Here is a 17,035-nt window from a genome sequence, read left to right as displayed (position 1 = left end):
GGTCACGGGGGGAATCCTTCCATGTCGGGAACCCGGGGGACGGGAGCGTCCCCCGCACTGGGGTAGGTGTGCGAGTGGCTAACTTGGTCAAGCGGTGACTATCTTAATGATTGAAGCAAATCCGCCCGAGTGACTTGCTTCCCCCAACCACTGCGAACCACCGAACCGATGAGGTACACCGTGTCCACCAAGCTCCGCACCTCCGCGCTGAAGCGGATCCGTTTCGCCCCCGTGGCGCTCCTCGCCGGCATCTTCGCCGCCGTGCTCCTCTCCCTCTCGCTCACCGGCACCCTGTCCGGGTTCGCGGCGAGCATCACGAACAGCAGCAACACCGCCGCCAGCGGCACGCTGATCATGCAGGAGCAGAACGCCGGCGCGACCGTCACCTGCCTCAGCACCGACGGCGGCTCGGTCTCGACGAACTCCGCGACCTGCTCGACGATCAACAAGTTCGGTGGCAGCACGACGATGACGCCGGGCAACACGGTCAACACGGCGATCTCGATCAAGAACACCGGCACCGCTGCCGCGAGCACCTTCACCCTGACGCCGGGCGCAACCTGCACCCAGTCGAACAACGGCTCCTCGAACGGAACCGCGACCGACCTCTGCGCCAAGATGAACCTCGTCATCACCTCGGGCTCGACCACGGTCTTCAGCGGCACGCTCGCCAGCTTCAAGGGCGCCGCAGCGTCGGCCTTCACGATGCCCGCAGCTCCGGCCGCCGGCGCCTCGACGCCGTTCAACTTCGCGGTGACCCTCGACTCCTCGGCGGGCAACACGTACCAGGGCCTCGCGGCCTCGGTCCCCATGACCTGGACGTTCACGGCCTGATCCCGCTCCGGGCCGGCTCCCCCCAGCCGTCCCGGGACGTCCCGTGACCCCAGACCGGCGACGCTCGACCGACCCCCTCCGGCCGAGCGTCGCCACCCCCGTTCCACCACGCGCAGTAGCCGCACCCCACCGAGCCGCAGGAGCACGACATGAGCCAGACCGCAGCGATCCCGCTCAGCGGCACGCTCGACCGTCCGGTCCTCCGCAGTCGTGCGGTCACCCGCTCCGAGACCGTCCTCGCCTGGTTGCTCGCCCTGGTCGCGGCTCTGCTGCTCACCGCGGCGATCCTGTTCCTGTCCGCCGGCGGCCGCTGGTTCGTCGTCGAGACCCCGTCGATGGGTGAAGCAGCCCCGGTCGGCACCCTCGTGCTCGACCTTCCGGTCGACGTCACGACCCTGAGCGTCGGCGACGTCGTCTCGTTCGAGACCTCCGCGAACCCGGACGTCGTCTACACGCACCGCATCATCGCGATCGACGCCGACGGCGGCCTGCACACCCGCGGCGACGTGAACGGCGCGGTCGACCCGTGGACGCTGTCGCAGGCCGACGTGATCGGTACCCCGGCGCTCCTGGTGCCGCACCTCGGCTGGTTGTTCCGCGCCGCCCCGATCCTGCTCATCGGCACGCTCCTGATCCTGACCCTGACCAGTGCCTTCACGGACCGGGTGACACGCACCTGCCTCCGGATCGCCGGCTCCGCCCTGACGGTCTCGTACGCCGCGTTCGTGCTCAAGCCGTTCGTCAACGTGACGACCATCACGAACACCTCGAGCCCGACGGGCGTCGAGGCCACCGTCATCTCGTCCGGCATCTTCCCGGTGCGCATCGACGCCCACGGCGGCAACACCGTGCACCTGGTCGACGGCGAGGTCGGCCGGGTCGTCATCCACGAGCTCACGAAGAACGGGCACTACCAGCTGACCTCGAACATCGACCTCGACCCGCTCGGGTGGGTGGCGCTGATCGCCGTGTGCCTGGTGCCGCTCGTGGCCTGCCTGGCCGTCGGCCGCGTCGAGGCGGTGCGTCCCTCGTGATCCTCCGTCACCTGCGTGACGGCCGTGTCGTCGCCCTCCTGCTCGTGGTCGCCCTGGCCGTCGTCGTCCTGCTGAACCAGTTCGCCCCGACGCGCTCGGCGTACAGCGCCACCGTCCGGAACGACACGAACACCGCCGCGACCGCGCCGTACTTCACCTGCACGGGAGCCGTCGGAGCGGACACCGCGAACGCCCTGTTCGCGTACCGGCTCACCGAGTCGACGAACGCGAAGACCGCGACTGACTGGTCGGGCCGCGGGGCGAACGGCACGTACCAGGGCGCGATGACCGCGGCCACGGCGACCCCGATCGCCTGCCCGCGGGACAGCGGCAGCGCCTACGTGCTGAACGGGTCGACGAGCTACGTCTCGACCCCGACCTCGTACGCCAACCCGACGACCTTCAGTGAAGAGGTCTGGTTCAAGACGACGGTCGCCGGCGGACAGCTCATCGGCTTCGGCAGCAGCCAGACCGGTGGCTCCGGGCAGCACGACCGCAAGCTCTACCTCAACACGAGCGGACAGCTCGTGTTCGGTACCTACAACGGCACGACCCAGGTCGTCACGTCGCCCAAGGTGTACACCGATGGCACGTGGCACCACGCCGTGACGACGATGTCGCCGACGAACGGCATGCGCCTGTACGTCGACGGCACGCTGGTCGCGTCGAACGCGACGTACAGGACGCCGGAGAGCTACACCGGCTGGTTCCGGATCGGGTACGACACGATCGGCGGTTGGCCGGGTTCACCCGCCAACGCCTACTTCACCGGGTCCATGCGGTACGCGGCCGTCTACGGGACGGAACTGTCCGCCACCCAGGTCGCCGCGCACGCAGCAGCCGGTCGCTGACGCGCCGCGGAGCGGACGGGAGGCCCGTGGCGGGCCCGCCACGGGCCTCCCGTCCGTCTGCTGCTGACGTCCACGACGTGAGCCGGGTCACGGGAGCCGGTCAGGGTTCCACCGTGCCGACGAGCGCCTGCTCGACGAGGCCGCGCAGCCACCGGTGTCCCTGGTCCGACGTGGAGCGCTGGTGCCAGGTCAGGACGACCGACACCGCCGGCAGGTCGACGGGCGGCGTGAACACCACGGCGTCGTCCGCTCGGACGGCACGTGACGCCACCGACGCCGGGATGACGACGACCGCGTCCGTCGCGCGCACGATCTCCACGGCAGCGCTCGTGGACGCGACCGACGCGACCACCGATCGCGACCGTCCGGTCGCAGCGAGCAGCTCGTCGATCCGGTCGCCGAACCGGCCACGGCGGGAGACGACGACGTGCGGCACCGCTGCCCACGCGGCCAGGTCGACGTCGTCGGTGCCCGAGGCCAGGAGCGGGTGCCCGCGGCGTGCCAGCCCGACCAGGGGGTCCGTCGCAACGTGCCGGTGGTCGATCTCGGCGGTCGCGGGCTCGGCGGAACCGATCTCCAGGTCCACGACGCCCCGCCGCAGGTCCGTGGTGTCGTCGTCCGGTTCGCCGAGGAACCGCAGGCCGACGCCGGGGGCGGCCCGGTGCGTGTGCTCGACGAGCCACGGGGCGAGCACGGAGACCAGGGCGTCGTGCGCACGGATCGTGAAGGTCCGGTGCAGGGCGCCGGCGTCGAAGGTCGTCTCGGGTGTCAGGACCTGCCGGCTGCGCAGCACGAGCGACCGGACCTCCTCGCGCATCGCGAGGGCGCGTGGCGTGGGCCGCATGACCCGGCCGCTGCGGACCAGGACCTCGTCTCCGACGGCGATCCGGATGCGGCCGAGCGCGCGGCTCATGGCCGGTGCCGACAGGTGCAGTCGGTCAGCGGCGCCCGTCACGCTCTCCTCTTCGAGCAGGGCGTCGAGCGCGGTGAGAAGGTTCAGATCCAGTTGCACGAGACGCAATCTACCGGTGCGCGGAATGTACTGGTGCGCAATGGTCGACGTTCCTAGCGTTGCTCCTGGATCGACGGACCGCGTCGGCCGGGACAGGAGACGACCATGGACGACCACCAGCTGCTCGACGGCGTGACCGAGGCGGTGACCGCGGCCGCGCAGGTGCTCCTCGAGCGCTTCTCGACCGCGAACCGGGTCGACGACGTTCGGTCGCTCCTCACTGCGATCGACGCGAACGACGCGGCCTCGACGGCGGTGCTCCGACCGGCGCTCGAACGGCTCCGCCCGGACGCGCGGTGGGACGACGACGAAGAGGGCGACGGCGCCCTCGGCCCAGGCGAGTGGTGGGTGACCGACGCCGCCGAGGGCAACGTCAACCTGGTCCACGGATCCGCGAACTGGGGCGTGACGGCGACGCTCGTGCGCGACGACGTCCCCGTCTTGACCGCCGTCGTCCTGCCGGCGCTCGGCCAGGTGTTCACGGCCGTCCGCGGGGCCGGTGCGCGGTTGAACGGGACCCCGATCAGCGCCTCGCACAAGACCGAGCTCGGAGCCGCCCTGGTCGGTACCGGTCAGGCGAAGCCGGGCGAGGCACCGGCGGTCCGTCGCCGGATGAGCGACTCGATCGACCGGATGCTCGACGCCGCACTGCTCGTGTCGGCCTCGGTCCCCGCGACGGTGCAGCTCGTGCAGGTCGCCACCGGGCACGTCGACGGCTTCTGGCAGTTCGGGCAGGTCCGGTCCGGCCTGGCTGCCGGAGCCCTGCTGGTGCACGAGGCGGGCGGCGCAGTCATCGATACGACCGGTGCTCCCTGGACGCTGGCGAGCGAGGACTGCATCGCCGCGGCGCCGGACCTCGCCCGCCCGATCGCAGCAGTGCTCGCCCGATGAGCCGCTGAGCCGCTGACCCCAACCCCTTGACCCACCCGTCGCACCTGACCACGAAGGACACCCCATGACCACCAGCACCACCACCATCGCCGTCCTCGGATCCGGACGTGTCGGGGGCACGCTCGCGCGTGGCCTCGCCGCCGCGGGCCACCCCGTCACCATCGGCATCCGCGACCCCGAGGCCGCCCGACCGGACTGGGCCGACACCGGGGTCGAGGTCGCCGACATCGAGACCGCGATCCGGTCCGCCGCGGTCGTGGTCAACGCCACACCCGGCGACACGACCCTGGAGCGGTTGACGGCACTGCGAGCCGGACTCGCCGGACGCATCCTGCTCGACGTCTCGAACGCGACCACCCGGACCGCCGACGGGTTGCCGGGCGGACTCGCCTACGTCGACGGCAGCCTGGGCGAGCGGCTGCAGGCAGCCCTGCCGGAGACCCGGGTGGTGAAGAGCCTCAACACGATGCTGTTCTCGGTCATGACCGCGCCGGCGGCACTCGCCACCCCGCCGACCGCCTTCGTTTCCGGGGACGACGCCGCGGCGAAGGCCACGGTGGGCGACCTGCTTCGCAGCCTGGGTTGGCAGGACGGGTGGGTCGTGGACCTCGGCCCGATCGCCACCGCGTCCGGCCCGGAGTCGATGGCGCTGATGGTGCCGAGCCTGCTCGGCGCAATCGGTTTCGCGCCCTTCGCCCTGTCCGTCGCTCGCTGAGGACCGGAGGCGCGACCGGCGGCGACCACGGGGGTCCGGGGCGGGCGCACCAACCCCCGGATTCGGCACGACGAATACCGCTGATCAGGCCTTTTCGTCCTCGGAACCATGCCAGGATCGACAGGTCCTGAGACGTCGGCGTCTCCGTCCGACCGTCTCGAAAGGCGCCGCCCCCATGTCGTTCTGGGCCCTCTTCCTCATCGCGCTCGGCGTCTCCGCAGACGCCTTCGCCGTCGCCCTCGGCAAGGGCCTGCACATGAAGCGCTTCGACGTGCGGCACGCGCTCGTCATCGCGCTGACGTTCGGTGCGTTCCAGGCGCTCATGCCCCTGCTCGGATGGCTGCTCGGTTCGGCGTTCGCGCAGTACATCGCCGCCTTCGACCACTGGATCGCGTTCGGGCTGCTCGCGCTGATCGGCGGCAAGATGCTGTGGGAGGCGTTCTCGAAGCACGAGGACACCGAGCAGGACACCGACCGTCTGCCGATCCGCGAACTCCTGGTCCTGGCGATCGCGACGAGCATCGACGCCCTGGCCGTCGGTGTCACGTTGGCGTTCCTGCCGGTGTCGATCGGCGGCGCGGTGCTGCTCATCGGTGTGACGACGGCAGTGCTGTCCTTCGCCGGCGTGGTCGTCGGGCGCCGCGTCGGAGCCCGGTTCGGCAAGCCGGCCGAGATCGCCGGCGGTGTCGTGCTCATCCTGATCGGCGTGAACATCGTGCTCGAGCACACGGGCATCATCGGCTGAGGCTGCGGAACGGGCGCGATCCGTCAGATGTCGAGGACGCCGTCCACGGCGGCGTCACGCGCAGGGATGTCCCGGGTCGCGATGTCCTCCTCGAGGTACACCGTCACGTACGTCCAGTCCTCGACGTGGCCGGCGTCGTCGAACACCCGGTAGCGCCGACGGAGCCGCAGGTACGGCACGTCGCTGTGCTCGAACGACACGACGACCTCGGTCGCCGGCCACTCCCCCTCGACGACGACCTCGACGGCCCGGTAGGCGCTCGCCGCACGGCGGGGCTCCGGGTGCTCGCGGGTCCACAGGATGCCCGGCTCGGCCAGCGACTCGAACACCCCGACGAGTGCGGCGACCGCCTGCGCCTTCGTCGAGTCGTCCGTGTCGTGGAGCGGCCACCGGGCGCCCTCGACCCCGGTGAGGTCGAGCCGCCCGATCCACGGGGCGCGAGCCGCTTCGAGCCGTGCTTCCTCAGCCTCCCACGACGATTCGTCCTCGTCCTCGTCCACCGTCCGCGCCGGCAGGGCATCGGTGGTGATGGTGGTCGGCAGGCCATCGGAGAGGTCGACGTCGACTTCGCGGTACTGGTACGTGTAGTCCAGCCCGCCCGCGGAGTCCGGAGTCCGCCGGGGCCCGGTGGGCGCGTACCGGACGGTCAGCACCGAGCCCTCGCGACCGACGCCGTCGACCAGGTGGTCGACAGCGATCGTCGCGCGGGTGCCGTCCGGCCGCACGAGCACCAGGTCGGTCGCCGGGGTGGGCAGCGGCGGACCCGGGTCGGCGAGTGGCTCCATCGACGGGACGAAGCCGTCGGACTCGTCGCCGAAGCCGATGCTCCAGGTGTACGGGCCACCGTCGTCCTCGTCGTCGAGCAGTTCCGGGTCGTCGTGATCGTGCTCGGCGGCGGCCTCGGTCTCGAGCGTCGCCGCCCACTCCTCTGGTGTCGGCCAGAACGGCTCGGCCGGCGCCCACGGCAGGGTCTCGGGGTCGACGCCGTCGAGCGGATCGTCGGCGTCGGCGTCGGCGTCGTCGGAGTCGTCGGAGCCACCGGCATCCGCATCGACGTCCACGTCGTCATCCTCGCCGTCCCACATCGACGCTGGTCGCGGGTCACCGATCCACAACCCGTCAACATCGGCACCGTGCGGCCGACGATCCCCGAGCTCGACCGCGCACGTCACACCGGTCGGCGTGACGTGGACGGCGGACCGGGACACCGCGTCGTCACCGTCACCGTTCGACCCGTAGACGATCCACGCGCCATCCGTGGTCGCCAGGACGCGGACGTCGTCGACCGCACCGTCGGGCAACGGGGCGTCTGGCCACGTCACCCACCGCACGTCGTCACCCGTGACGACCGCTGCGACCGGACGCGTCGCGTCCGGCACGATCGTCGCGTCGCCGACGGCGACGGCGTCCGCGGGGTCGAGGAAGCTGCTCATGCTGCGACCGTACTGCAGCCGTGTGGCCGGGCCGAGACGGACGGGAGGCGCGGTGCGGGCCCGCCCCGCGCCTCCCGTCCGCCCCGCTGCTGGTCCACCTGCCGCACACGCCCCCGCCACCCGGCGCATGATGAACGCATGTCCCGCATCCTCGTCACCGGATCGACCGACGGCCTCGGGCGGGCGACCGCCGACACCCTGCTCCGCGACGGGCACGACGTCGTCGTGCACGCCCGGAGCACGGCACGGGCGGAGGCAGTCGCCGACCTGCTCGACCGTGGTGCCACGCTCGTCGTCGCCGACCTGTCCGACCGCGACGCCGTGATCGCCGCCGCGCGCGACCTCGACGCCGGCGACCCGATCGACGCGGTCGTGCACAACGCCGGCGTGATCTCCGGCCGTGCGCTGATCCCGGTCAACGTCGTCGCGCCGTACCTGTTCACCGCGCTGCTCCACGCGCCGACCCGGCACGTGTACCTGAGCAGCGGGATGCACCGCGGCGGCCGCCCCCGACTGGACGGCGTCGACTGGGACGGCATCGCGGAGACCAACACGTACTCGGACACCAAGCTCTTCGTGACCGCGCTCGCCGCCGAGGTCGCCGAGCGCCGGCCCGGGGTCCTGAGCAACGCCGTCGACCCGGGTTGGGTCCCGACCAAGATGGGCGGTGCGGGGGCGTCGGACGACCTCGAGCTCGGGCACCGTACCCAAGAGGCCCTTGTGACCGACCCGGACGCAACCCTCAGCGGCGGTTACTGGTTCCACGGACAGCGGCAGGAGCCGCGCCAGGCGGTCGCTGACCCGCAGTTCCGCCGCCAACTCGTCGACGCCCTGGCGACGGCGACGGGCATCACCCTCTGAAGCAGGACAGGAGCACCATGTCGACGGTCAGGGTCCACAACTTCGCGATCTCGCTCGACGGGTACGGCGCCGGAGCCGACCAGTCGGTCGACCGTCCGTTCGGGCACGCCGACGGTCGACTCATGGCGTGGTTCGCCGCCACGGCCACCTTCCGTGCGATGCAGGGGGCGTCCGGCGGGACAACCGATGTCGACGACGAGTTCGCGCGCGCCTGGGGACCGGAGATCGGTGTCGAGATCATGGGGCGGAACAAGTTCGGACCCCAGCGCGGACCGTGGCCCGACGACGGCTGGACCGGGTGGTGGGGCGACGAACCGCCGTTCCACACGCCCGTGTTCGTGCTCACCCACCACCCGCGCGAGCCCCTCGAGATGGCGGGCGGGACGACCTTCCACTTCGTCGACGCCACCCCGGCGGAAGCGCTCGAGCTCGCCCGCCAGGCCGCACCGGGCCGGGACGTCCGGATCGGCGGCGGGGTCGAGACCGTCCGCGAGTTCCTGCAGGCCGACCTGGTCGACCACCTGCACCTGGTCGAGGTACCGATCGTGCTCGGCCGCGGCGAGCGGCTCTGGGACGGACTCGAGGGGATCGAGGAGCGCTTCGCCGTCGAGACGGTCGCGTCGCCGTCGGGGGTCGTGCACCGCACGTTCACGCGCGTGGCGCACTGATCGCACAGACCGGCGGACGAACCTGAGCCGTTGTGTCGGCCGGGGACTACCGTCGACCGCAGGTGACCCAGGCCCCCGGCTGCCGGCACGATCTCTTCGTCCGATGCCGACCGGAAACGCCATGTCCTCCTCGCAGACCGATCTCCCACACCAGCACGACCCGACGAGCTGGACCGCGCTCGAGGTCGGCCGGTGGGAAGCCCGCTCCGGCCGGTCCCACATCGGAACCGTCGTCTTCACGAACCGGTACGAGGTCCGTGGGTGGTCGGGCGAGGTCTTCGGCGACCACACGAGCCTGGAGAGCGCGAAGGCACAGGTCGAGGCGATGGCGCGGTGGAGCCTCGGTGAGCGACCGTGGTCACCCGACGGAGTCGACTGATCAGTCCATCGCGTCGTCGTAGATCCCGATCAGGCGGTCGAGGAACGCCTGCACCGTGGCGCGCTCGCTGTCGTCCATGTCGGCGACGACGTCCTCGATCCCCTCGATCAGCGGCAGCACCAGGTCGTACGCACGATCGGACGACCGCTCGGCTGCGGTGACCACGAGCTTCCGGCCGTCGCTGGGGTGCCGCTCCCGCGTGACGTGGCCGGCGGACTCGAGTCGGTTGAGCACGAGGGTCATGGCGGCGGTGGAGATCTCCAGTCGCCGCGCGAGCTCGGTCGGGGTGGACCGTCCGTGGGTGATGAGGTGGTCCATCGCCTCGAGCCCGGCCGCGTCGACGTCGAGTGCCCGGGCCAGGTGTCGCTCGAACCGCTGCTGCCGCACCCCGACCTGTTGGACCCGAGCGCGGATGTCGTCGTCGGGCAGCGGTCGTCCGTCCCGACGGGCGGCTTCGCGGTCGCGTCGGTCGTCGCGGTCGCTCCGGGCGTCGCGCTCTCGTCGTCCGTCGGTGGGCGCTGTCGGTTCGTCGTGCGGCACGAGGTCCATGGTAGTCGTGTAGATTGCCAATCTCATTGGTAATCAAGATTCGAGGCAACATGTCGACCGACCGCAAGCGCGTCCTCATCTCCGGTGCGAGCATCGCCGGACCCGCCCTGGCCTACTGGCTGCACCGGTACGGGTACGACACGACGATCGTCGAGCGCGCGCCGGAACTCCGGACCGGCGGCCAGAACGTCGACGTGCGGGGCGCCGGGCGCGAGGTCTCGCGGCGGATGGGGATCGAGGACGACATCCGTGCCGCCACCACCGGTGAGGTCGGCACGCGGTTCATCGGCCGCTCCGGTTCGGTCATCGCGGAGTTCCCGGCCGGAACCACGGACTCGGGCGGCGCCACGGCGGAGCTCGAGATCCTGCGCGGTGACCTCGCGCAGCTGCTCGTCAGCCGGACCACCGACACCACCGAGTACCGGTTCGGCGACCGCATCACCGGCATCGCGGACGACGACGGCGGCGCCGGCGACGGCGTGACCGTGCAGTTCGAGCACGCCGCCGACGAGCGGTTCGACCTGGTGGTGGCGGCGGACGGCATCGGGTCGAGCACCCGGCGACTGGTCTTCGGCGACGAGCCCGAGATCCGGTCCCTCGGCCTCGAGACCTCCTACGCGACGATCCCCCGCACCGATGCCGACGACGACTGGTGGCGCTGGTACAACGCACCGGGTGGTCGGTCGGTCACCCTCCGTCCGGACCCGCACGGCACGATCCGGGCGACGCTGTCGTTCGTGACCGACCGGACACGGGAGCGCGCCGGCTCCGAGCGACGGTCGATCGAGGAGCAGCGCCGGCGACTGCACGAGGTCTTCGCCGATGCCGGCTGGGAAGCACGTCGTGTGCTCGCGGGCATCGACGCCGCTGACGACCTGTACTCCGAGTCGATCGGGCAGGTCCGTGCGCCGCGGTGGTCCGAGGGTCGGGTCGCGCTCGTCGGCGACGCCGCGTACTGCGCCTCGCCGGTCAGCGGCATGGGCACGAGCCTGTCGCTCACGGGGGCGTACGTGTTGGCCGGCGAACTCGCCGCCCACGTCGACCACCGCGATGCATTCCGGGGCTACGAGCGCATCATGCGGCCGTACGTCACCCAGGCGCAGCAGCTGCCGCCGGGGGTGCCGCGGGTCGCGAACCCGAAGAGCCGGCTCGGGATCGCCGCGTTCGGTGCTGCGGTTCGGGTCGCCTCCACCCCGTTCATCGGTCGGCTCGGCGACCGCTTCTTCACGCCGCCGGCGGACGCGATCGACCTGCCGGACTACGCACACCTCGGCTGACGTGCCACCTACAGGAGCCCGGTCAGGACGCCGCCGTCAGCCCGGATCGCGGCGCCGTTCGTCGCGGAGGACAGCGGGCTCGCGAGGTAGGTGACGAGCGCCGCGATCTCGGCCGGGTCGATGAAGCGCTCGAGCAGGCTGGTCCGGTTCTGACCGATGATCGCGGCCTGCATCGCCTCGACCGGAAGAGCCTGCGCCTCGGCGATCGCCTCGACCGTCGTCGCGACACCGTCGGAGTACGTGGGACCGCCGAGGACGGTGTTGATCGTGACCGAGGTCCCACGTGTCTGCTTCGCGAGTCCGTTCGCGAGCGCGATCACCGCGGCCTTGGTCACGCCGTAGTGCACCATGTCCGCGGGGACGTTCACGCCGGACTCGCTGCCGATGAACACGATGCGACCCCACCCGCGTTCGAGCATCCCGCCGAGCAGGTGCCGCGACAGGCGGACCCCGCTCATCACGTTGACCTCGAAGTACCGGGACCAGTCCTCGTCGGCGATCGACTCGAAGGCGGCGAGGCCGAAGAGTCCGACGTTGTTGACGAGGACGTCGACGTCGTCGAGGGACCCGAGCAGTCGGGTGACGTCGCCCGGGTCTCCGAAGTCGGCCGCGATCCCGGACACCGTGGTTCCCGGCTGGTCACGCCGCAGGCGATCGACGGCTGCTTCGACCCGGGCGTCCTCCCGGCCGTTGACGATCACGCGCATGCCCTCGGCCGCGAGTGCGGAGGCGATCGCGTACCCGATGCCCTGCGTCGATCCGCTGATGAACGCCGTTCTGCCTCGGAGTTGCAGGTCCATGGATCCTCCTTCGTCGTCCCGCGTCACTCGACCCGGTGACTTGCCTGAGCAAGTCACCGTACGGTCGTTTACTTGCTCAGGCAAGTCACCGGACGTACGATGCCGTGATGGCACAGCCCGATGAACCACACGGCCTGCGCGGCGAACGACTCGAGATCTGGGCAGCCGTGGCGACGATGCTCGAACGGCTCCCGGTCGCCCTCGACGCCCAACTCCAACGAGACAGTGGCCTCACGCACTTCGAACTCGGGGTCCTCACGGCCCTCGACGCCGCGCCGGACAGGACCCTGCGGATGAGCACGCTCGCCGGGTACGCGAGCTCGACGCTCTCGCGACTGTCCCGCGCGGTGACTCGGCTCGAGGCGAAGGGGTGGGTGCGCCGCGTGGTCGACCCGACGGACGGCCGCTTCACCCTCGCGGTCTTGACGGATGACGGGCACGGCAAGGTCCTCGAGTCGACGCCCGCGCACCATGCCCTGGTCGAGCGCCTGGTGTTCGACACACTCACCGAAACCCAGACGCGGCACCTCGGGGTCATCGCGCGGAGCATCGGCGACGCAGTGGACGCAGCTCCGGCGTGGACGCCGCCCAGGGCCCGCCAGCCGTGACCGGACCGACACGTCCGGGCCGCACCACGCTGGTGCGGTAGGTTCCTGCCCAACGCATTCCGGACGCGAGAGGGGAGCGCGGATGGCCCAGGGACACCGCTCGCCCCCCACGATGAGTGACGTCGCAGCCGTCGCGGGCGTCTCGAAGAAGACCGTCTCGAACGTCCTGGCGGGCTACGAGCACGTCTCCGCCCGCACCCACGACCGGGTGATGGCGGCGGTGGACGAACTCGGCTACGAGCTCAACGTCTCGGCCCGGAACTTCCGCGCCGGCCGGTCGAAGGTCATCGGCCTGGCGGTGCCGGAGCTGCGGCAGGCGTACTTCGCCGAGCTCGCCGACGCCGTCATCCGCGCCGCCGGTGCCGTGGGCTACACGGTGCTCATCGAGCAGACCGCGAGCGGCGTGCGTGAGGCGGACGCGATCACCCGGATGCGCGAACACTCGATCGACGGCATCATCTACAGCCCGCTGACGGTGCGGTCGAGTGATGCTCCTGCGCTCGAGGTGAAGTTCCCCCTCGTGGTGCTCGGCGAGCCGATCCCGGACAGCCCGGTCACGTTCATCACGATGTCGAACGCGGACGCGCTGCACGACGCGACGGCGCACCTGCTCGACGCGGGCCGTCGTTCGATCGCCTTCATCGGTTCCGAACCGTCGGGGCCGGTACGGACGGCGCAGGAGCGGCTCCGCGGGTACCGCGAGGCGCTCGCCGAGCAGGGCGTGGTGTTCCGACCCGAACTCGTCGTCCCCACGGCGCTCTGGCACCGGGCCGAGGGGGCAGCGGCGGCGCGAGCGCTGCTCGACTCCGGCGTCGAGGTCGACGGGATCGTCTGCTGCAACGACGCCCTGGCGCTCGGGGCGATGAGCGCGTTGCAGCTCGCCGGTCGGACCGTGCCGGACGACGTCGCGGTCGTCGGCTTCGACGACATCGAGGAGTCGGCGTACGCGACGCCCGCGCTGACCACGGTGTCGGCCGACCTGGACCGGGTCGCGGCGACGGCGGTCGGGGTCCTCGTCGAGCAGCTCGAGGAGGACGCGGCCGTCGATCCGGGCGTGCTGCGCTCGCCGCATGCGCTGGTCGTGCGGGCGTCGTCGGCGCCCGTCGCCGTGGAACGCACGGTCTCCGCCTGAGGTCTTGACCTGCCCGTCGAGCACGGACTACTGTCCAGATTTACACCGGTGTAAATCCGGCATGGACGAGGTCTCGCACACCGAAGTGCGGGACGGATGGCAGGTTTTCGATGAAGAAGCACATCGCGGTCGTCGCGCTCGCAACAGCGGCGGCGATCTCCCTGGCCGGATGCGCCGGCTCCCCCGGATCGTCCGCGAACGCCCACGTCGACCTGACGTTCTGGCACGGGTACACCGAGGCCGACGGCAAGGTCCTGGACGGCATCGTCAAGGACTTCAACGAGTCGCAGGACAAGGTCACGATCACGACCCAGACGAAGACGTGGGCGGTCATCGACGACACGATGCTCCCCGCGCTGACGGCGAAGAAGGGCCCGGACATCGTCGCGATGACCTCGGACCGACTGCCCGTCTACGCCGAGAAGAAGGCCCTCGTCGACCTGAGCGACTTCTACGACGACGACACCAGCAACACCGGCGAGCTCAAGGAGCAGGCCGTCGCGATGGAGCAGGTCGACGGCAAGGAGTACGGCGTCCCGAGCGGCTTCGTGCCCCTGTCCGTGATCTACAACAAGAAGCTCTTCGCCGAGGCCGGCATCGACGCGTTCCCGACGACGTGGGACGAGTGGGTCGCCGACGCGAAGAAGCTGACGAAGGACGAGAACGGCGACGGCACCCCGGAGCAGTACGGGCTCGTGCTGCCGGACCACCAGACGGTCGGCAACGGCATCTGGCCGAGCCTGTTCGCCGGCAACGGCGGCTCGATCACGAACGACGCCGGCACGAAGTCGACCATCGACTCCGCTGCGAACGTCGAGACGCTCGAGTACTGGGCGAAGGCGATCCGGCAGGACAAGATCTCGCCGACCGGTGTCGACGGCATCGCGGCCGACAAGCTCTTCACCGCCGGCAAGACCGCCATGGAGATCGGCGGCCCGTGGATGGCCGGCGTCGCGAAGGCGTCCGACATCGACTACGGCATCGCCGCGATCCCGGCCGGGCCGAAGGCGCAGGTGGCCTCCGCCATCGGCATCTCGCTCGGCGTGACCGCACAGACCGACGACCCGAAGCAGGCCGCTGCCGAGGACTTCCTGCGGTACTTCAACGAGAAGAACGTCGCGACCAAGTGGGCGCTCGGGTCGGGTTGGCCGTCCCTGCGCACCGACGTGACCGCCGCCGACGTCGACGCGAACCCCACCGTCGCGGCACTGACCGGTCTGCCCGGCACGACGATCCCGCTCCTCCCGGGCGTCGTGAACAGCGGTGACGTGCTCACCGCGCTCGACACCGCGACGCAGAAGTCGATCGCGGGCGGCGACCCGGAGTCGCTCCTCGGCACCGCCGACACCGACGTGCAGTCAGCCCTGAAGTAGAGGACCACGATGACCACGCAGCAACTCGGCCGACGCCGTCGGTACCGACCCCCGGGACAGCTCGGCGGCCGGACGCCCCTGAACGGGACCTTCCGCCGCCGTGCGACCGTCGTCGGCTTCCTCGCACCCGCGATCGTCATCCTCGGGGCGTTCGTCCTGTGGCCGATGCTCTCGGCACTGCGGCTGTCCTTCACGGACGCCAGCGGCTTCGGTGACCCGAGCTGGGTCGGCTTCGCGAACTACGTCCGGGTCTTCACCGACCCGGACGTGGTCCGCTCGATCGGCAACACGGCGCTGTACTCGGTGCTGTTCACGCCGGTCGCGATCGCCGTGGCGCTGGTGCTGGCCCTGGCGCTCAACCACCCGGCGCTGCCGTTCCGCGGCTTCTTCCGCTCGGCGCTGTTCCTGCCGTTCATCGTGTCCCTGGCGGTCGCCGCGTTCGCGTGGTCGTACCTGCTCGACCCGCAGATCGGCCTGCTGAACCACTGGCTCCAGGTGGGCGGCATCCGGCTCGGCAACGTCCTGCAGGACCCGACGCTCGCCATGCCGACCGTGGTGCTCGTCGCGGTCTGGAAGAACTTCGGCTTCTACATGGTCATCTTCCTGGCGGGGCTGCAGGAGATCCCGACCAGCCTGTACGAGGCGGCGCAGCTGGACGGCGCGAACGGCCGCCAGCGGTTCGCGAACGTGACGTTCCCGATGCTCAGCAACACCATGGCGTTCGTCGTCATCGTCGCGCTCATCGCCGCACTGCAGGCGTTCGACCAGATCTACGTCCTGACCGGCGGCGGGCCGTACCGGTCAACCGAGACGATCGTCATGCAGATCTACCAGTCCGGGTTCAAGGACCTCGACCTCGGCTTCGCATCCGCACTGGCGTACGTGCTGCTGATCGCGACCCTGCTGCTGAGCCTCGTGCAGTTCCTGTTCTTCGGCAAGCGCGGAGAGGACACCGCATCATGACCGCACTCCCCCGTCCGGCCACCGCGGTCCGGCGCAGGACCGTCGCCCGTCGCGCACCGTCGATGCGCTGGCTCGGCTTCGCCGCGGTGCTCATCGTCACCCTCGCGGTGCTGCTCCCCGTGCTCGTCATCGTGTTCACGGCGTTCAAGCCGGCGAGCGAGGTGAACGCCTACCCGCCGACGCTGTTCCCGCACACGTGGACGCTCGACAACTTCCGGGCGATCTTCACGCAGCTGCCGTTCGGCCGGCTCATCCTGAACAGCTTCGCCTTCGCCGGCGGGGTGACGGTCTTCGCGCTGGCGTTCGACGCGCTCGCCGCCTACGCGCTGGCCCGGCTCGACTTCCGGGGCAGCAAGGTCCTGCTCATCGTGATCATCGCCAGCCTGATGATCCCGTTCCAGGCCACCCTGATCCCGATCTACCAGCTCGTGTCCGACCTCGGGTGGGTGAACACCTTCGCCGGCCTCATCGCACCGCGGGCGGCGGACGCCTTCGGCATCTTCTTCCTCCGGCAGTTCTTCGTGTCGCTCCCCCGCGACCTCGACAACGCGGCGCGCATCGACGGTGCGTCCGAGTGGCGGATCTTCCGGAGCATCATCCTGCCGAACGCCGTACCGGCACTGCTCACCCTCGGCATCTTCACCTTCGTCAACAACTGGAACGACCTGCTCTGGCCGCTGGTGTTCACCACGGACCAGGACATGGGGACCATCACCTCGGGGCTGACCCTGCTGACCGGACCCGGCGGCATCATCCCGCAGGGCGTGATGATGGCCGGCGCCCTGATCGCCGTGCTGCCCCTCGCCGTCATGTTCCTGCTCGTGCAACGCCGCTTCATCGAGAGCGTCGCCAGCACCGGGCTCAAGTGACGACGACCCCGCGCGGTCCCCTCGGGGACGCGCCCACCACG

19 protein-coding genes are annotated in these 17,035 nt (G+C 70.7%); 15 read left to right on the top strand and 4 right to left on the bottom strand.

Annotation, left to right across the window (positions count from 1 at the left end):
- Window positions 1–180: 180 nt before the first annotated feature.
- From GVL05_RS07230 to GVL05_RS07220, 3 genes are all read left to right on the top strand, one after another.
- Window positions 181–834: a hypothetical protein gene (locus GVL05_RS07230; RefSeq protein WP_159572545.1), complete on the top strand. Its 654-nt coding sequence runs from the start codon at window positions 181–183 to the stop codon at window positions 832–834.
- Between the two features lie 149 nt (window positions 835–983).
- The gene (locus GVL05_RS07225; protein ID WP_159572543.1) at window positions 984–1,868 is read left to right on the top strand and encodes a S26 family signal peptidase; all 885 of its coding nucleotides are present in this window, start codon (window positions 984–986) and stop codon (window positions 1,866–1,868) included.
- Window positions 1,865–2,719, top strand: a complete 855-nt coding sequence (locus GVL05_RS07220) for a LamG domain-containing protein (protein WP_159572541.1) — start codon at window positions 1,865–1,867, stop codon at window positions 2,717–2,719. The genes GVL05_RS07225 and GVL05_RS07220 overlap by 4 nt, the downstream gene beginning before the upstream one ends.
- 100 nt (window positions 2,720–2,819) lie before the next feature.
- Here the strand turns inward: GVL05_RS07220 and GVL05_RS07215 are convergent, their stop codons facing one another.
- The gene (locus GVL05_RS07215) at window positions 2,820–3,731 is read right to left on the bottom strand and encodes a LysR family transcriptional regulator (RefSeq protein ID WP_159572539.1); all 912 of its coding nucleotides are present in this window, start codon (window positions 3,729–3,731) and stop codon (window positions 2,820–2,822) included.
- Window positions 3,732–3,836: 105 nt separating this feature from the next.
- Here GVL05_RS07215 and GVL05_RS07210 point away from each other — a divergent pair, with 105 nt between their 5' ends.
- The 3 genes from GVL05_RS07210 (at window position 3,837) to GVL05_RS07200 (ending at window position 6,082) form a co-directional block, all read left to right on the top strand.
- Window positions 3,837–4,622, top strand: a complete 786-nt coding sequence (locus GVL05_RS07210) for an inositol monophosphatase family protein (RefSeq protein ID WP_159572537.1) — start codon at window positions 3,837–3,839, stop codon at window positions 4,620–4,622.
- 64 nt (window positions 4,623–4,686) lie between these two features.
- Entirely contained in the window at window positions 4,687–5,337 is a 651-nt protein-coding gene (locus tag GVL05_RS07205; protein WP_159572535.1) for an NADPH-dependent F420 reductase, read from the top strand.
- Between the two features lie 175 nt (window positions 5,338–5,512).
- Complete coding sequence (locus GVL05_RS07200; protein ID WP_123937103.1) at window positions 5,513–6,082, top strand: manganese efflux pump MntP family protein; 570 nt, start codon at window positions 5,513–5,515, stop codon at window positions 6,080–6,082.
- Between the two features lie 23 nt (window positions 6,083–6,105).
- Here GVL05_RS07200 and GVL05_RS07195 read toward each other — a convergent pair whose 3' ends face one another.
- Window positions 6,106–7,515: a hypothetical protein gene (locus GVL05_RS07195; protein WP_159572533.1), complete on the bottom strand. Its 1,410-nt coding sequence runs from the start codon at window positions 7,513–7,515 to the stop codon at window positions 6,106–6,108.
- Window positions 7,516–7,653: 138 nt separating this feature from the next.
- On the opposite strand from GVL05_RS07195, the gene GVL05_RS07190 reads away from it, so the two are divergent.
- From GVL05_RS07190 to GVL05_RS07180, 3 genes are all read left to right on the top strand, one after another.
- Window positions 7,654–8,376, top strand: coding sequence for an SDR family NAD(P)-dependent oxidoreductase (locus tag GVL05_RS07190; protein ID WP_159572531.1), 723 nt, complete (start codon window positions 7,654–7,656; stop codon window positions 8,374–8,376).
- Between the two features lie 17 nt (window positions 8,377–8,393).
- Window positions 8,394–9,044 carry a dihydrofolate reductase family protein gene (locus GVL05_RS07185; RefSeq protein ID WP_159572529.1) on the top strand — a complete coding sequence of 217 codons (651 nt, stop codon included), beginning with the start codon at window positions 8,394–8,396 and terminating at the stop codon, window positions 9,042–9,044.
- Between the two features lie 121 nt (window positions 9,045–9,165).
- Window positions 9,166–9,423: a hypothetical protein gene (locus GVL05_RS07180; RefSeq protein ID WP_131920855.1), complete on the top strand. Its 258-nt coding sequence runs from the start codon at window positions 9,166–9,168 to the stop codon at window positions 9,421–9,423.
- Here the strand turns inward: GVL05_RS07180 and GVL05_RS07175 are convergent, their stop codons facing one another.
- Complete coding sequence (locus GVL05_RS07175; RefSeq protein ID WP_235035893.1) at window positions 9,424–9,963, bottom strand: MarR family winged helix-turn-helix transcriptional regulator; 540 nt, start codon at window positions 9,961–9,963, stop codon at window positions 9,424–9,426. It lies immediately after the preceding gene.
- Between the two features lie 59 nt (window positions 9,964–10,022).
- Between GVL05_RS07175 and GVL05_RS07170 the strand changes: the two genes are divergently transcribed.
- Window positions 10,023–11,249 carry an FAD-dependent monooxygenase gene (locus tag GVL05_RS07170; RefSeq protein WP_159572525.1) on the top strand — a complete coding sequence of 409 codons (1,227 nt, stop codon included), beginning with the start codon at window positions 10,023–10,025 and terminating at the stop codon, window positions 11,247–11,249.
- Between the two features lie 8 nt (window positions 11,250–11,257).
- Here GVL05_RS07170 and GVL05_RS07165 read toward each other — a convergent pair whose 3' ends face one another.
- On the bottom strand, window positions 11,258–12,049 hold the full coding sequence (locus GVL05_RS07165) for an SDR family NAD(P)-dependent oxidoreductase (RefSeq protein WP_131845123.1): 792 nt from the start codon (window positions 12,047–12,049) through the stop codon (window positions 11,258–11,260).
- A 107-nt stretch (window positions 12,050–12,156) separates the two neighbouring features.
- Here GVL05_RS07165 and GVL05_RS07160 point away from each other — a divergent pair, with 107 nt between their 5' ends.
- The 5 genes from GVL05_RS07160 (at window position 12,157) to GVL05_RS07140 (ending at window position 16,994) form a co-directional block, all read left to right on the top strand.
- Window positions 12,157–12,657, top strand: coding sequence for a MarR family winged helix-turn-helix transcriptional regulator (locus GVL05_RS07160; RefSeq protein ID WP_159572523.1), 501 nt, complete (start codon window positions 12,157–12,159; stop codon window positions 12,655–12,657).
- A 112-nt stretch (window positions 12,658–12,769) separates the two neighbouring features.
- Window positions 12,770–13,789, top strand: coding sequence for a LacI family DNA-binding transcriptional regulator (locus GVL05_RS07155; RefSeq protein WP_235035892.1), 1,020 nt, complete (start codon window positions 12,770–12,772; stop codon window positions 13,787–13,789).
- A gap of 110 nt (window positions 13,790–13,899) precedes the next feature.
- Window positions 13,900–15,162, top strand: a complete 1,263-nt coding sequence (locus tag GVL05_RS07150; protein WP_123937085.1) for an ABC transporter substrate-binding protein — start codon at window positions 13,900–13,902, stop codon at window positions 15,160–15,162.
- 9 nt (window positions 15,163–15,171) lie between these two features.
- Entirely contained in the window at window positions 15,172–16,125 is a 954-nt protein-coding gene (locus GVL05_RS07145) for a carbohydrate ABC transporter permease (RefSeq protein ID WP_111083634.1), read from the top strand.
- A complete protein-coding gene (locus GVL05_RS07140; RefSeq protein ID WP_133938137.1) occupies window positions 16,122–16,994 on the top strand; it encodes a carbohydrate ABC transporter permease in 873 nt (290 codons plus the stop codon). The genes GVL05_RS07145 and GVL05_RS07140 overlap by 4 nt, the downstream gene beginning before the upstream one ends.
- The last annotated feature ends 41 nt before the right edge of the window (window positions 16,995–17,035 follow it).

Origin of the sequence: Curtobacterium sp. 18060, from assembly GCF_902706105.1 — a bacterium.
GTDB lineage: Bacteria > Actinomycetota > Actinomycetes > Actinomycetales > Microbacteriaceae > Curtobacterium.
The sequence above is the reverse complement of the archived record's forward strand: the minus strand, read 5'-3'. Positions and strand labels throughout refer to the sequence as shown.